Genomic DNA, 14280 nt, shown 5'->3' with positions numbered 1-14280 from the left:
GAGGACGACCGCAGGCGGGGCTGCCCGCGGCGCCACGCAAGCCACTTCCGAAACACGCTTTAGCCCGGAACGTTGGCCTCCAGCTCGTCGAGCCAGGCCCGCGCGCTGGCGTCGCTCGGGGCGCGCCAGTCGCCGCGCGGGGAGAGCGACCCGCCGGAGCCGACCTTCGGCGCGTTGGGCATCGCGGAGCGCTTGAACTGGCTGGTCTGGATGAACCGCCACAGGAACTCGCGCAGCCACTTCTTGATCGTCGGCAGGTCGTAGCTGTTGCGCTCGGACTCCGGCACCAGGTCCGGCCACCGCCCGGCGTCGACATCGCCCCACGCGTGCTGCGCCAGGTAGGCGATGCGGCTGGGACGGTAGCCGAACCGCAGCAGGTAGTACAGGTGGAAGTCCTGCAGCTCGTACGGCCCGACCTTCGCCTCGGAACTCTGCGACGGCCCCGAGTCCGGCCCGTCGCCGGGCACCAGCTCCGGCGAGATCTCGGTGGCCAGGATCGACCGCAGCACCTCGTCGGCGCCCTCGCCCAGCTGCTCGGTCGCCACCTCCCACGCGATCAGGTACCGGATCAGCGTCTTGGGCACCGAGGCGTTCACGTTGTAGTGCGACATCTGGTCGCCCACCCCGTAGGTCGCCCACCCCAGCGCCTGCTCGCTCAGGTCGCCGGTGCCGACCACGAGCGCGCCGTGGTGGTTGGCCAGCCGGAACAGGTGCGAGGTCCGCTCCCCCGCCTGCACGTTCTCGAACGTCACGTCGTACACCGGCGAGCCGTCCGCGGCCGGATGTCCCAGGTCGGCCAGCATCTGCCGCGCCGAGGGCCGGATGTCGATCTCGTGCGCCGACGTGCCCAGCGCCTTCATCAGCTTGTGCGCGTTGGTCAGCGTGTGGTTCGTGGTGGCGAACCCGGGCATCGTGTAGGCCAGCACGTTCTCCCGCGGCAGCCCGAGCTTGTCCATGCTCTGCGCGGCGATGATCAGCGCCTGCGTCGAGTCGAGCCCGCCGGACACGCCGATCACGACCTTCTCGATCCCGGTCGCCGCGAGCCGCTGCGTCAGGCCCTGCACCTGGATGTGGTGCACCTCGCGGCAGCGCTCGTTGCGGTCGGCGGTGTTCGCCGGGACGTACGGGAACCGCTGGATCTCCCGGCGCAGCCGCACCGGCCCCGGCGGCAGCTCCAGCTCGAAGTCCACGCGGCGGAAGGACTTTAGCCGCTCCCGGTGGTCGTGCGCGTTGTCGTTGAAGCTGGTCATGCGCAACCGGTCGGCGGCCAGCCGCTCCAGGTCGACGTCGGCGGTCACCAGCTGGTTCGACTCGAACCGCTCGCCCTCGGCCAGCAGCGACCCGTTCTCCGCGATCACCGCCTGCCCGTCCCACGCCAGGTCCGTCGTGGACTCCCCCGGCCCGGCCGCCGAGTACAGGTACGCGGCGATGTAGCGGGCCGAGTGGTTGGTGCACAGGTTGCGCCGGTAGCCGGCCTTGCCGATCACGATGTTGCTCGCCGAGAGGTTCAGCAGCACCGTGGCGCCCGCCATCGCGCCGAACCCGCTCGGCGTCACCGGCACCCAGCCGTCCTCGCAGATCTCGACGTGGAACACCAGGCCAGGCACGTTCGGCGCGGCGAACAGCAGGTCACTGCCGAACGGCACGTCCTGGCCCGCCACCAGCACCCGCTCGGACACCGCGTCCCTGGCCGCCACGAACTGGCGCTTCTCGTAGAACTCGCGGTAGCCCGGCAGGTAGCTCTTGGGCACCACGCCCAGGACCTGGCCACGGTGCACCACGATGCCGCAGTTGAACAGCCGCCCCTCGAACCGCTGCGGCGCGCCGATCGCGAACACGCCCGGCAGGTCCGCCGACTCCTGCACGAACCGCGCCACAGCGTCGTCCACCGCGGCCTGCAGCGCGTTCTGGTGGAACAGGTCGTCGGCGGTGTAGGAGGAGAAGCCCAGCTCGGGGAACACCGTGATCGCGACCCCGTCCGCGGCCGCGCGGCGGGCCAGCGCCAGCGTGGCGTCGCAGTTGAACTCCGGATCCGCGACCCGGAGCTCCGGGACCGCGGAGGCCACCCGCACGAACCCGTGCCGGTAGAGCGAGGTGAAGTCGTGGGCCTGCGCTGATGTCACACTGTCCCCGTTTCCGCGTGCGTGCCGTGCACCGTCGAGCCTAGATCTAGACTCCGACCGTGCCCGACCCCACCACCGCCGTGCGTGATCTCGCGGACTCCCACGTCGCGCAGGCCTGCGCCGCCGACCCCCAGCTGGGCACCATGCTCGGCGTCGCGCCCGGGGAGGACCGGCTCACCGACCTCTCCCCCGCCGGCCAGCGGGAACGGGACGAGCTGGCGACCGCGACGCTGGCCCGGCTGCGCGGCCTGGAGCCCGGCGGCGACGACGAGCGCCGCTGCGCGCGGCTGCTGCGGGAGCGGCTGGAGACCGGGCTGGCGGTCAGCGCGGCAGGCGAGCACCTGCGGATGATCCGCAACATCCTCGGCCCGCTGCAGGGCCTGCGGAACACCTTCCTGATGATGCCCACGGACTCCGCGGAGGACTGGGCGGTGATCGCCCGCCGGGTCGCGCGCGTGCCGGGCGCGCTGGCCGGGTACGCCGAGTCGCTGCGCGAGGGCGTGCGGCGCGGCCTGTTCGCCGCGCCGCGGCAGGTGGAGACGGCGATCGCCCAGCTGGACGCGTGGGAGGGCTGGTTCGCCGGGTTCACCGCCGGGGCCGATGTGCCACCGGCGTTGCGCCGACCTGGACCGGGCGTGCACCGCCGCGCAGGACGCCCTGACCGGGTTGCGCGGCTTCCTCGCCGCCGACTACCTGCCTCGCGCCGAGGGGACCCCCGACGGCGTCGGCGAGGAGCGCTACCTGCTGCACGCCCGCCAGTGGACCGGCGCGCACCTCGACCTCGCCGCGACCACCGAGTGGGCGTGGGCGGAGTACCGCGCCCTGGCCGCGCAGATGCGCGCCGAAGCGGGCCGCGTGCTGCCCGGCGCGCCGGTGCTGGAGGCGATGGCGTACCTGGACCGGGAGGGCCCGGTCGTCGAGGGCGCGGAGGAAGTCCGCCGCTGGCTGGCCGACCTCACCGCGCGCGCGATGGACGACCTGGACGGCAGGCACTTCGACCTGGCGCCGCCGGTGCGGGTGCTGGAGACCCGGCTGGCCCCGCCCGGCAGCGCGGCCGCGCCGTACTACACGCGGCCCGCGCGGGACTTCTCCCGGCCCGGCCGCACCTGGCTGCCCACGCTCGGGCAGACCCGCTTTCCACTGTAAACGCTGATCAGCACGTGGTACCACGAGTCCGTGCCGGGCCACCACCTGCAGTTCGGCCACTGGACCACGTTGTCCGGGCGGCTGTCGCTGTTCCAGACCAGCGCCGGTTCGGTCAGCGCCACCACCGAGGGCTGGGCGCTCTACGCCGAGCGCCTGATGGACGAGCTGGGCTACCTCGACGACCCGGCAGCCCGCCTGGGCTACCTCGACTCGCAGATGATGCGGATCATCCGCGTGATCGTCGACATCGGCATGCACCTGGGGCTGCCGGTGCCGGAGGAGGCCGGGCTCGGCCCCGGCCTGCGCTGGACCGCCGAGACCGGCCGCGCGTTCTTCGGCGCCCACACCACGCGTGAGTCCGCGTTCCTGGACAGCGAGATCGTGCGGTACCTGGGCGTGCCGGGCCAGGCGATCAGCTACAAGCTCGGCGAGCGCGCCTGGCTGGCCGGGCGCGCGGCGGCCAGGGCCCGCAACCCGCGGTTCGAGCTGAAGGCCTGGCACATGGCGGCGCTGTCGGTGGGCACGCTCGGCCTGGACGACCTGGAGCCGGAGCTGGCCGCGCTCTGACGAGCGGCGCTCACCCGAACACCGGCACCTCGGCCTCGACCGGGTACTCCGCGACCCGCCCGCCGCGGATCCGGATGCCGGTGCGCCGCGCCCTGGCGACCCGGCGCCACGCGTCGAGGTCCTCGCGGGACTCCCACCGCTCGAAGGTGTTGACGCGCCCGGGGTCGAGCGGGTCGGCGGAGATGGCGAAATCGAGGCAGCCGGGGGCTTCGCGCGCCCGCCGCACCAGATCGGCGTGGGCCGCGACGTAGGTGTCGCGCTCGTCGTCCGCCACGGCCACGTGCCCGGCGATGATGATCGGCATGGGATTCTCCTGTCCGCCGGTCCGTCCTTTCCCCACCGACGAACGGGATCCTCCCCCGAGGACAGGCGGCTCAGCCGGCGAGCGGCCCGGAGTACCGGCGGCTGTGGCTGACCACGAGGCTCTTCATCTGGCTGTACTGGTCCAGGACCAGCCGGTGAGACTCCCGGCCCACCCCGGTCGCCGGGGTGCAGGCGTAGGTCGCCGCCGACGAGTAGTTGTGGTAGCAGTTGGTCCAGACCCGGCTGGCCTTCACCGCGCGCCCGACGCGGTAGGCGCGGTCGCCGTCGCGGGTCCACACCCCGGCGCCGGGCCCGTTGCGCGAGTCGTTGGCGATCGCGATCGCCTGCTCCTCGTCGGTGAACGAGGTGACCGCCAGCACCGGCCCGAACAGGTCCTCGCGGAACACGCGCATCCGGTTGTGGCCCTGCAGCACCGTCGGGGCGTAGAAGTAGCCGTCGGTGAACTCGTCGCCCACGGTCACCCGGTGCCCGCCGATCAGGACGGTCGCGCCCTCGCTCCGCCCGGTGTCCACACAGGACTCGAGCCGGGCGAGCTGCTCGGGGCCGCCCCGCGGCCCGACGCGGGTGGCGGTGTCCAGCGGGTCGTCGACCACCAGCTCGGCGATCCGCTCCAGGGCCCGCCCCACGAACTCGTCGTAGACCGGCTCCTGGACCAGCGCCCGCGACGGGCAGGTGCACACCAGTCCCTCGTCGGAGGCGGACCGCACCATCGCGTCCACCGCGCGGTCGAGGAAACCGTCCTCATCGGCCAGCACGTCGGCGAAGAACACGTTCGGCGAGCGGGCTCCCACGTCCAGCCACACCGGCACCAGGTTCGGCGCCGCGCAGGACAGGATCCGCCGCCCGGTGGCGGTTTCGCCGCTGAACACGACCTTCGCGATCCGGCGGCTGCTCGCCAGGTCGCGGCCGACGCCCTCGCCCCGGCCGGTGACGATGTTGAACACGCCCGGCGGGATCACCTCGCCGATCACCTCAGCCAGCTTCAGCACCGACCACGACGCGTCCGAGGCCGGCTTGAGGACCGAGCAGTTGCCCGCGGCCAGCGCGGGCGCCAGGTTCCACGCCGCGACGAGCACCGGAAAATGCACCGGAAGGAACTGGGCGACCACGCCGAGCGGTTCCCGGAACTGATACGCCAGCACGTCGTCGTCGATTCCGGAGACGATCCCCTCCTCACCGCGCACGACGTCGGCGAAATAGCGGAAATGGTCGACGGCGAGCGGAATGTCGACGCCAAGGGCCTCGCGAATCGGGCGCCCGGTCTCCCAGCTTTCACATACCGCCAGCATCTCGGCGTTGTCTTCGATCGCGTCCGCCGCGGCGGTGAGGATCGCGGCCCGGCGGGTGTGCGTGCACTCGCCCCAAGTGTCGCGCGCGACGTGCGCGGCGTCGAGCGCCAGCTCCAGGTCGGCGGCGCTGGAGTCGGCGGTTTCGCAGATCGTGCGCGCGGTCGCCGGGCTGATCACCGGCCGGTACCGGCCCTCGGTCGGGGCCAGCCATTTCCCCCCGATGAAATTGTCATAGCGAGGCAGCACCGGAACGGAACTGCCAGGCAACCCGGGAGGCACGTATCTCATTTCCGAAACTCCTCACCGTGCGCGACGGTCCCACCCAGCGAACGCGGTGCGCGTTGCCGGGGAAAAGGGGCGAAGGTCCCTAATCCAGTGGCGAACGGGCGATCAGCACAGGGCATTCGGAGTGGTGGATCAGCGCCTGCGCCGTGGACCCGAGCAGCATGCCGCGGAATCCACCGCGGCCCCGGCTGCCCGCCACGAGCAGCTGCGCCCGCGCGCTCCAGTCCAGCAGCCGCGTGCGGGGCTGCTCGCGCTCGGCCACGGCCCGCACGGTCACCTCCGGGTACTTGACCCGCCACGGCGCCAGCGACCGGTCCAGCACCTCGCGCTCGGCGTCCTCGCGCGGCGCCGTGCCGAAGGGGTCGCGCACGAACCCGAACGCCTCGGCCAGGTCGAAGTCGTTCCACACGTGCACGGCCACCAGTTCCACGTCCCGCGCGGCGGCTTCCTCGAAGGCCAGGCCGATCGCGGGCTCGGCAGGCGCGTACCCGTCGACGCCGACGACCACCGGCGCGTCGTCCGCGGGTTCCCCGCCGCGGACCACGGTGATCGGCGAGTGCCCGTGCACGGCCAGCGCCAGCGCGGTCGACCCGATCAGCAGGTCGCGCAGCGCGCTCCGCCCGGCCGATCCGAGCACCAGCATCCGCGCCGTGTCGGATTTCTTGACCAGCAACGGGATCGGGCCGTCCAGGCTCGCCTCGACCGTCACCGGGAGGTCCGGATCGATCCGCCAGGCCTGCCGCCGCGCACCGGCCAGCAGCCGCTCCGCGTGCAGCTCGTGCGCCGACAGCCAGTCCCCCGGCGGGAACGCCTCGCCGGCGAACGCGTCCGGGATCCCGAAGCCGTGCACCAGAATCAGGGGCAGAGCCATCCGCGACGCCTCGCGCGCGCCCCACCCGACGGCCCGCTGTGAACCGGGCGAGCCGTCCACGCCCACCACCACGCTGTTGCCGGCGCCTGCGAAATCCATGGTCTTCTCCCTGTCCCGGGCGGGCCGATCGCCGCACCCCCAGCTTCCCGGGCCGCGGCCACGGGGCGAAGGGCACTTGGTCCTCGGTCGGCGAGGCCGAAGACCCCGCGAAAGTCCCCGCCTCAGGCGCTGGGCCTCAGGCGCTGGGCCTCAGGCGGTGGGCCCTCACGTGCTGGGCCTCAGGCGCTGGGCGCCACGGGCTGGCGCAGGACCGTCCGCAGCTTCTCCGGCGCGGCCCGGCGCGGGTCGCCGAGGTAGATCTCGTGGTGCAGACCGGAGTGCCGCAGCCCGTGCGCGGCGAGGTGGTCGCCGAGCCGCGCCAGCGCCGGGCCCTCGTCGTCGTACGGCCCGATGTGCAGCAACTGGGCGCAGCGCCCCTCGTGCAGCGTGTGGAAGCGAACTCCGCCGATCGCGGGCAGCTGCTTCTTGGCGAGCGCGTCCTGCCGCGCCTGCTCGACCAGCTCCTCGTCCACCCAGGGCGGCTGGCTGATCAGCATCGTCCAGTGCCAGGCGTCCTTCTCGCGCCGGGTGAACACGCCGTAATCGTCGGCCCACCACAGCCCTTCCAGCGGCCCCACCACGAACTCCTCGCCCCCGGCGCGGCGGACGGCGAACTTGATCGTGTAGGCCACCGCGTACAGCGCCTGGACCGCCCGCGCGTACTCCGGCGAGGTGTTCGGGTCGCCGCTGCCGTCGATCGCGATGAACCGCTGCTCGGGCACGTCGACGAACGCCCAGTCGGTGTTCTTCGGCGCGTACAGCGCCTTGAGCTCCCGTTTCGGGTCGTAGCCGGGCATCGTCAGGCGTCCCCTTCGAGTGTGGCGCGGTATTCGGTCAGCCACCGCTGCTCGGCGGCGAGCTGGTGGAGCGAGAAGCCGAAGATCGCCCGGACGAAAGCCGGCGCGTCCGATTGGGCGTCGGCGGCGCGGCGGAGGGTGCCGAGGCGTTCGTCCAGCGCGGCGGCGCGCGCGGCCAGCGCCTCACGCAGGCGCTCCGGCGGGATGAGCGGCTGGCTGGCCAGTCCGACCAGGACCGGCGGGAACACCGGCCGCAGCTCGGCGACGGCCGCCTCCGCCTCGGCCGCGCAGAGCCGGCGGCCCTCCGGCGTCGGCCCGAACACCTTGCGTGCCTTGGCCCGTCCGGTGCCCGCGCTCGCGACCTCGGTGATCAGCCCGCGGTCACGCAGACGCCCCAGCAGGTAGTAGATCGAGCTGAACCCGATCTCGGTCCACTCCCGCATGCCGCGGGCGGTGATGACCTCGTCCAGCTCGTAGCCGTGCCGGGGCCGCTCGACGAGCAGGCCGAGCAGTGTCAGCTCGGCCGGGGTCAGTGCGGGCACGCGGTTACTCTAGCACTAGAACAACTACTCCACGGTGACGCTCTTGGCGAGGTTGCGTGGCTTGTCGATGTCCCGGCCGAGCTTGCGTGCGGTGTGGTAGGCCAGCAGCTGGAGCGGAATCGTGAGCAGGACCGGGTCCAGCTCCGGGCCGGCGGAGGGGATCCGGACCACGTCGTCGGCGCCGGGCACCGCCAGTCCGGTCGTGGTGACCGCGACGACCGGGCCGCCGCGCGCCTTCACCTGCTCGATCGTGCCGAGGTTCTTCGCGGCCAGCTCGTCGTCCGGGATCAGCACCACGCTCGGCATCGCGGGGTCCACCAGCGCCAGCGGGCCGTGCTTGAGCTCCGAGGCCTGGTAGGCCTCCGCGTGCACGTAGGAGATCTCCTTCAGCTTCTGGGCGCCCTCCCGCGCCACCGGCCAGCCGCGCACCCGGCCGAGGAAGAACACGTGCTCGGCGTCGGCGAACCGGCCGGCCAGCGACGCGATCCGGTCGGACTCCGCGAGCACTTCCCCGATCCGCTCCGGCAGCTCCGCCAGCGCGCCCGCGATCCGCCTGCCCTCGGCCAGCGAGAGGTCGCGGACCCGCCCCAGCGTGAGGGCGAGCAGCGCGAACGCCACGGCCATGTTCGTGAACGCCTTCGTCGAGGCCACCGAGATCTCCGGCCCGGCGTGCAGGAACACGCCGCTGTCGCACTCGCGCGCGATCGCCGAGCCCACGACGTTGACCGCGCCGACCACCCGTCCGCCCTTGCGCTGCAGCTCCTCCACCGTGGCGAGGGTGTCGGCGGTCTCGCCGGACTGGCTCACCGCGACGTAGAGGCAGTCCGGGTCCACCACCGGGTTGCGGTAGCGGAACTCGGCGGCCGGTTCCGCGTCGGCGGGCACCCGCGCCAGCTCCTCGACGAGCCCGGCGCCCACCTGCCCCGCGTAGTAGGCCGATCCGCAGCCGAGGAACTTGACCCGCCGGATGCCGCGCAGCTCGCGGGCGGTGAACCGGAGGCCGTCCAGACGCGCGGTGCCCAGCCGCTCGTCGAGCCGGCCGCGCAGCACCCGCTGCGCCGCCTCGGGCTGCTCGGCGATCTCCTTCGCCATGTAGTCCGGGAACCCGCCCAGCTCGTAGTCCCCGGGCACCTCCTCCACGACCGTGGGCTGCCGGTCGGCGCCGCTGCTGGTCTCGAACCCGTCCGCGCGGATCGTGGCCAGCTCGCCGTCCTCGAGGTAGACGACCTGCTGGGTGTGCCGGACCAGCGCGGCCAGGTCGGAGGCCACGTACATCTCGTGGTCGCCGAGCCCGAGCACGAGCGGGCTGCCGTGCCGGGCGGCGACCAGCACGTCCGGGCGCTCGGCGTCGAGCACGAGGAGCCCGTAGGTGCCCTCGACGTCGGCCAGCGCCGTGCGCACCGCTTCGGTGAGCGTGCCGCCGCGTGCGGCCGCGGCGGCGATCAGGTGGGCGAGGACCTCGCTGTCGGTGTCGGACACCAGCCGCACCCCGGAGGCGCTCAACGCGGTGCGCAACGCGGTCGCGTTCTCGATGATCCCGTTGTGCACCACCGCGATCCGCCGCCCGGCGTCGGTGTGCGGGTGGGCGTTGGTGGCGGTGGCCGGGCCGTGCGTGGCCCAGCGGGTGTGCGCGATGCCGGTGGTGCTGCCCGCCAGGTTCGCGGTGAGCCGGGTCAGCTCCGCCACGCGCACGGCCGCCTTGCGCACCAGCAGCCTGCCGTCCCTGGCGAGCGCGACGCCTGCCGAGTCGTAGCCGCGGTACTCCAGCCGCCGCAGGCCTTCCAGCAGGATCGGCAACGCGGGCCGACGGCCCAGGTAACCCACGATTCCGCACATGGCGCGCCTTCCCTTCCGCGGCCGGGATGCTGTCGAAGTCGCCCGTCCGGCGACCGCCGTTACCGGGGTTCCCGCGGCGGGCGCGTCGTGCCCGGGTCCGTTTTCCGCTGCGGCAGGATGGCGGCATGAGCGACGAGGACTTGTTCGGCGCGGTCGGGCCGCGGCTGCGGGCGCTGCGCAAGCAGCGGCGCGTCACGCTGGCGCAGCTGGCCGAGGCGACGGGGATCTCGGTGAGCACGCTGTCGCGGCTGGAGTCCGGCGGGCGGAAGCCGACGCTGGAGCTGCTGCTGCCGCTGGCCCGCGTCCACCAGGTTACCCTCGACGAGCTGGTCGGCGCGCCGGAGACCGGGGATCCGCGGGTGCACGCCAAGCCGGTCGTGCGGTTCGGCGTGACGATCGTGCCGCTGACCCGGCGGCCGGGCGGGCTGCAGGCGTTCAAGATGATCTACCCGCCCGGGAAGCCCTCGCGCGAGCCCGAGCAGAAGGTGCACGAGGGCTACGAGTGGATGTACGTGCTCTCCGGGCGGCTGCGGCTCGTCCTCGGCGACCACGACGTGATCCTGACGCCCGGCGAGGCCGCGGAGTTCGACACCCGCACGCCGCACTGGTTCGGCAACCCCGGCCCGGAGCCTGCCGAGATCCTCAGCCTGTTCGGCCCGCAGGGGGAACGGCTGCACGTCCGGGCACGACCGAAAGGCGAGTCATGAGCGGCTTCGACGCCGGCGCGATCCGGGTGATCGCGTGCGACATCTTCGGCACCACCGTCGACTGGTACAGCGGCGTGCGCGACCAGGTCGCGCCGGTCTTCGCCGAGGCCGGGATCGACGTGGACGCGGGCGAGTTCACCTCCGCGTGGCGGGACAGGTACCTGCCCTCGATGGGCCGCGTGCAGGACGGCTCACGGGAGTGGGCCGTCCTGGACACGCTGCACCGCGAGTCGCTGGACGCGCTGCTCGACGAGCACGGCGTGTCCCTCGGCGAAGACGCCCGGCGCCGGCTGGTGCGCGCCTGGCACCGGCTGCCCGCGTGGCCGGACGCCGCGGCAGGCCTGGCGCGGCTGCGGTCCCGGCACGTCGTGGCGGCGCTGTCGAACGGCGGGTTCGCGCTGCTCACCCACCTGGTGAAGGACGCCGCCCTGCCGTTCGACTGCATCCTGTCCGCCGAGCTGGCCCGCGACTACAAGCCGTCCGCGGCGGTGTACCGGACCGCGGCCGGCCTGCTGGACGTGGCGCCCGGCGAGGTGCTGATGGTCGCCGCCCACGCCTGGGACCTGGCGGGCGCACGCGCGGCCGGGCTGCGCACGGCGTTCCTCGAGCGGCCCGCCGAGAAGGGACCACACCACCAGGCCGACCGGCCCGGAGACTTCCCCGCCGATCTGGTGGCCTCGGACTTCGGCGAGCTGGCCGGCCTGTTCGGCTGCTGAACGCCGTGCCGTATAGGTCGTTATACAGCCTCAGCCGTTGGCCTGGGACGGGTCCATCCAGATGATCTCCCAGTTGTGGCCGTCCGGGTCCTCGAACACGCGCTGGTACATGAACCCCTGGTCCATCGGGTCGCGGGTCTCCCGCCCGCCCGCGGCGACCGCCTTGTCCACCAGGGTGTCCACGGCCTCCCGGCTCTCGGCGGACAGGGCCAGCAGCACCTCGGTGGACTTGGCGCTGTCGGTGATCTGCTTGTCGGTGAAGGTCGTGAAGAAGTCGTTTCTCAGCAGCATCGCGTAGATCGTGTCGCTGAACACCAGGCAGGCCGCGTTCTCGTCGGTGAACTGCGCGTTGAACTCGTACCCCAGGTCGGACCAGAACTTCTTGGCCCGGTCCAGGTCGGCGACGGGCAGGTTCACGAAGATCATCTGATTCGTCATGTCCGCACCCTATGACCGGATCGCCGCCGCGCGCTTCTCCTATCTTGCGCTTCCGCCGACCCGCACCGGCGCCGCGGGCGCGCCGGCCTCGATCAGCGCCCGCAACGGCGTCGCGAGGTCGCGGGGCGCGAACAGGTCCGGACCGCGGTAGGCGGCGATCTCGTCGAGCGTCCACCAGCGGAAGCCGGTGATGTTCTCGGCGGCCAGCGCCTCGTCGTCGAACGTCCCGCGCGGCGTGAAGGCCGTCGTGCGGACCAGGAAGAAGTCGTCGGCGACCGCGTCGTGGCCGGTCAGCTCCGGCGGCGCGGGCGCCTCCCGGCGCCACACGTGCGGCAGCGGGCCGCCGTCGAGCACGAAGCCGGTCTCCTCGAGCAGCTCCCTGCGCAGCGCTTCCAGCAAGGACTCGCCGTCCTCGACGCCGCCGCCCGGGGTGATCCACACGGCCGTGCCCGGCGGCGCGATCCGCATGCGGCACAACAGGATCCGGTCGTCGTCGTCCAGCATGACCGCCCGCACCGCGTGCCGCACCCGCATCGGGCCAGGATAGCGGGGCCGATCACCCCTCCCGGTCCAGCTCGCCCGTCACGTCGAGCGGGATCAGCGGCGCCGGGCCGGCCAGCTCGCTCGCCGGCGCCGGGTGGTAGGCGAAGTTCTTGGCACGGGCGCCGCCGTCGACGACCAGGTCGCAGCCGGTGATCAGGCGCGCGTAGTCCGAGCACAGCCACGCCACCGCGTGCCCGATGTCGGTCGGGGTGCCGGTCGTGCCCATCGGCACCAGCGGCACCCGCTCCCCCGCCCACCGCGACGGGCGGCGCCACTCCTCGTCGCCGTCCGCGACGCCGATCCCGGCCCGGCGCGGCCTGTCCAGCACGCCGCCCGGCCCCTGCTCCGCGATCAGCGCCGGGTTGTCCGGGGTCGGCGCGGTCGGGGTGAAGCTGTTGACGCGGATCCCGTACGGCGCGAGGTCCATCGCCGCCGCCCGGACGAAGTTGTTGACCCCGCCCTTGTGGAACGCGTACGCGATCACCCCGGCGCTGCCGGACCAGCCGTTGGACGACGAGATCGCCACGATCGAGCCGCGGATCCCCCGCTCCGCCATGTGCCTGCCGACCAGCTGGGTGTTGAGGAAGTTGCCCATCGCGGCCACGTTCACCGCGCGCTGGAAGAAGTCCGGGCTCTCGTCCAGCACCCCGCGCCCGCCGAGCAGCGCCGCGTTGTTGACCAGGATGTCGACGTGCCCCCAGGCGTCCACGACGGTCGCCAGGTACTCGCGGACCTGCTCGGGGTCCGTCACGTCGCCGGGGACGGCCATCGCGGTGCCCCCGTTGCGCTCGATCCGGTCGGCCGCGGCCTTCGCCGCCGCCGGGTCCAGGTCGTTGCACGCCACCTTGGCGCCGTAGCGGGCCAGCGCGAGCGCGATGCCGCTGCCGATGTTCGGCCCGGCGCCGGTCACCAGCGCCACCTTGCCGTCGAGCGAGATCTCCATCAGACGTCCTCCTCCGGGAAGTGACAGGCGGCCTGGTGGCCGGGCGCCAGCTCGCGCAGCAGCGGTGTTTCCACGGCGCACTTGTCCCGCGCCCGCGGGCAGCGGGTGCGGAACCGGCAGCCGCTGGGCGGTGAGATCGGCGACGGCGGCTCGCCGCGGATGGTGACCGGACGGCGGTTCGCGGCCGCGTCGGCGTCCACGTGCGGGATGGACTCCAGCAGCGCGACCGTGTACGGGTGGCGGGGCGCGCGGTAGATCTCCTCCGCCGGGCCGATCTCGCACAGCTGCCCGAGGTGCATCACCCCGACCCGGTCGCTGACCTGCTTGACCAGCGCCAGGTCGTGCGAGATGAACAGGTAGGACAGCCCCAGCTCCGACCGCAGCCGCTCGAACAGGTTCAGCACCTGCGCCTGGATCAGCACGTCCAAAGAGGACACCGCTTCGTCGCACACGATCAGCGCCGGGTCGAGCGCCAGCGCGCGGGCGATCGCGACCCGCTGGCACTGCCCGCCGGACAACTCGTGCGGACGCCGCTGCCCGAACGTGTCCGGGTTCAGGCCGACGAGGTCCAGCAGGTCCCGCGCCCGGCGGCGCCGCTCGGCGGCGGGCGCGGTGCGGTAGCCGACCATGGGCTCCTCGACGATGTCGGTGACGCGCCACCGCGGGTTGAGGGAGCCGAACGGGTCCTGGAACACCATCTGCACGTGGCGCCGGGCGTCCGCGAGCCGGCGGCCCGTCACGGTCGCGAGGTCCACGCCGCGCAACCGCACCGAGCCCGCCTTGGGCCGCGGGGCCTGCAGGATCGATCGGGCCAGGGTCGACTTGCCCGAGCCGGTCTCCCCCACCACGCCGAGCGTCTCGCGCGGACGGATGTCGAACGACACCTCGGACAACGCGTGCACCACCCCGCCACGCGTGCCACCCCGGCCCCGGACGGTGAACTCCTGCACCAGGTTGCGTGCTTCCAGCAGCGGTTCTTCCACAGTGGTCATCGGTGCGCTCCGTCCGCAGTGGACAGGCCGGCCCGCCCGGCCGCACCAGACAGGGAGCTCGC

13 protein-coding genes and 2 pseudogenes are annotated in these 14280 nt (G+C 73.1%); 4 read left to right on the top strand and 11 right to left on the bottom strand.

Features of this window, described 5'->3' with window-relative positions:
* Positions 1-59: 59 nt before the first annotated feature.
* On the bottom strand, positions 60-2123 hold the full coding sequence (locus L2C96_RS01560; protein ID WP_237334812.1) for an NAD(+) synthase: 2064 nt from the start codon (positions 2121-2123) through the stop codon (positions 60-62).
* 143 nt (positions 2124-2266) lie between these two features.
* On the opposite strand from L2C96_RS01560, the pseudogene L2C96_RS44265 reads away from it, so the two are divergent.
* Positions 2267-2632: pseudogene (locus tag L2C96_RS44265) on the top strand (DUF885 family protein); the annotation flags it as partial.
* A 91-nt stretch (positions 2633-2723) separates the two neighbouring features.
* A pseudogene (locus L2C96_RS01555) lies at positions 2724-3836 on the top strand (DUF885 domain-containing protein).
* A 10-nt stretch (positions 3837-3846) separates the two neighbouring features.
* On the opposite strand, the gene L2C96_RS01550 reads toward L2C96_RS01555, so the two are convergent.
* The 6 genes from L2C96_RS01550 to glmS all read right to left on the bottom strand — a co-directional run bounded on the left by L2C96_RS01550 (position 3847) and on the right by glmS (position 9879).
* The gene (locus tag L2C96_RS01550) at positions 3847-4140 is read right to left on the bottom strand and encodes a putative quinol monooxygenase (RefSeq protein ID WP_237334811.1); all 294 of its coding nucleotides are present in this window, start codon (positions 4138-4140) and stop codon (positions 3847-3849) included.
* A 70-nt stretch (positions 4141-4210) separates the two neighbouring features.
* Complete coding sequence (locus L2C96_RS01545; RefSeq protein WP_237334810.1) at positions 4211-5737, bottom strand: aldehyde dehydrogenase family protein; 1527 nt, start codon at positions 5735-5737, stop codon at positions 4211-4213.
* A gap of 79 nt (positions 5738-5816) precedes the next feature.
* Positions 5817-6704 (bottom strand): universal stress protein, encoded by an 888-nt coding sequence (locus tag L2C96_RS01540; protein WP_237334809.1) that lies wholly within the window; start codon positions 6702-6704, stop codon positions 5817-5819.
* Positions 6705-6883: 179 nt separating this feature from the next.
* Positions 6884-7501 (bottom strand): GyrI-like domain-containing protein, encoded by a 618-nt coding sequence (locus L2C96_RS01535; protein ID WP_237334808.1) that lies wholly within the window; start codon positions 7499-7501, stop codon positions 6884-6886.
* Between the two features lie 2 nt (positions 7502-7503).
* Positions 7504-8043, bottom strand: coding sequence for a PadR family transcriptional regulator (locus tag L2C96_RS01530; protein WP_237334807.1), 540 nt, complete (start codon positions 8041-8043; stop codon positions 7504-7506).
* Positions 8044-8067: 24 nt separating this feature from the next.
* Positions 8068-9879, bottom strand: coding sequence for a glutamine--fructose-6-phosphate transaminase (isomerizing) (gene glmS, locus L2C96_RS01525; protein ID WP_237334806.1), 1812 nt, complete (start codon positions 9877-9879; stop codon positions 8068-8070).
* 125 nt (positions 9880-10004) lie between these two features.
* On the opposite strand from glmS, the gene L2C96_RS01520 reads away from it, so the two are divergent.
* Together L2C96_RS01520 and L2C96_RS01515 are read left to right on the top strand one after the other, a co-directional pair.
* Complete coding sequence (locus L2C96_RS01520; RefSeq protein WP_020418007.1) at positions 10005-10586, top strand: helix-turn-helix domain-containing protein; 582 nt, start codon at positions 10005-10007, stop codon at positions 10584-10586.
* Positions 10583-11302 carry a haloacid dehalogenase type II gene (locus L2C96_RS01515; protein ID WP_237334805.1) on the top strand — a complete coding sequence of 240 codons (720 nt, stop codon included), beginning with the start codon at positions 10583-10585 and terminating at the stop codon, positions 11300-11302. Before L2C96_RS01520 ends, L2C96_RS01515 begins: the two co-directional genes overlap by 4 nt.
* Positions 11303-11332: 30 nt before the next feature.
* Here L2C96_RS01515 and L2C96_RS01510 read toward each other — a convergent pair whose 3' ends face one another.
* From L2C96_RS01510 to L2C96_RS01495, 4 genes are read right to left on the bottom strand one after another with little or no spacing between them, the layout of a single operon-like run.
* Complete coding sequence (locus tag L2C96_RS01510) at positions 11333-11740, bottom strand: VOC family protein (protein WP_039791441.1); 408 nt, start codon at positions 11738-11740, stop codon at positions 11333-11335.
* A 39-nt stretch (positions 11741-11779) separates the two neighbouring features.
* Complete coding sequence (locus L2C96_RS01505) at positions 11780-12274, bottom strand: NUDIX domain-containing protein (protein WP_237334804.1); 495 nt, start codon at positions 12272-12274, stop codon at positions 11780-11782.
* 22 nt (positions 12275-12296) lie between these two features.
* Entirely contained in the window at positions 12297-13226 is a 930-nt protein-coding gene (locus L2C96_RS01500) for an SDR family NAD(P)-dependent oxidoreductase (protein WP_237334803.1), read from the bottom strand.
* Positions 13226-14218 (bottom strand): ABC transporter ATP-binding protein, encoded by a 993-nt coding sequence (locus tag L2C96_RS01495; RefSeq protein WP_237334802.1) that lies wholly within the window; start codon positions 14216-14218, stop codon positions 13226-13228. Before L2C96_RS01495 ends, L2C96_RS01500 begins: the two co-directional genes overlap by 1 nt.
* Between the last annotated feature and the right edge of the window lie 62 nt (positions 14219-14280).

The sequence above is a fragment of the Amycolatopsis tucumanensis genome (assembly GCF_021654135.1).
GTDB classification, from domain to species: Bacteria; Actinomycetota; Actinomycetes; order Mycobacteriales; family Pseudonocardiaceae; genus Amycolatopsis_E; species Amycolatopsis_E tucumanensis.
The sequence above is the reverse complement of the archived record's forward strand: the minus strand, read 5'-3'. Positions and strand labels throughout refer to the sequence as shown.

Coding starts and splice junctions, on each gene's coding strand:
- L2C96_RS01550 (WP_237334811.1), bottom strand. CDS start 4,140: ATGCCGATCATCATCGCCGGGCACGTGGCCGTGGCGGACGACGAGCGC.
- L2C96_RS01545 (WP_237334810.1), bottom strand. CDS start 5,737: ATGAGATACGTGCCTCCCGGGTTGCCTGGCAGTTCCGTTCCGGTGCTG.
- L2C96_RS01540 (WP_237334809.1), bottom strand. CDS start 6,704: ATGGATTTCGCAGGCGCCGGCAACAGCGTGGTGGTGGGCGTGGACGGC.
- L2C96_RS01535 (WP_237334808.1), bottom strand. CDS start 7,501: ATGCCCGGCTACGACCCGAAACGGGAGCTCAAGGCGCTGTACGCGCCG.
- glmS (WP_237334806.1), bottom strand. CDS start 9,879: ATGTGCGGAATCGTGGGTTACCTGGGCCGTCGGCCCGCGTTGCCGATC.
- L2C96_RS01520 (WP_020418007.1), top strand. CDS start 10,005: ATGAGCGACGAGGACTTGTTCGGCGCGGTCGGGCCGCGGCTGCGGGCG.
- L2C96_RS01515 (WP_237334805.1), top strand. CDS start 10,583: ATGAGCGGCTTCGACGCCGGCGCGATCCGGGTGATCGCGTGCGACATC.
- L2C96_RS01510 (WP_039791441.1), bottom strand. CDS start 11,740: ATGACGAATCAGATGATCTTCGTGAACCTGCCCGTCGCCGACCTGGAC.
- L2C96_RS01505 (WP_237334804.1), bottom strand. CDS start 12,274: ATGCGGGTGCGGCACGCGGTGCGGGCGGTCATGCTGGACGACGACGAC.
- L2C96_RS01500 (WP_237334803.1), bottom strand. CDS start 13,226: ATGGAGATCTCGCTCGACGGCAAGGTGGCGCTGGTGACCGGCGCCGGG.
- L2C96_RS01495 (WP_237334802.1), bottom strand. CDS start 14,218: ATGACCACTGTGGAAGAACCGCTGCTGGAAGCACGCAACCTGGTGCAG.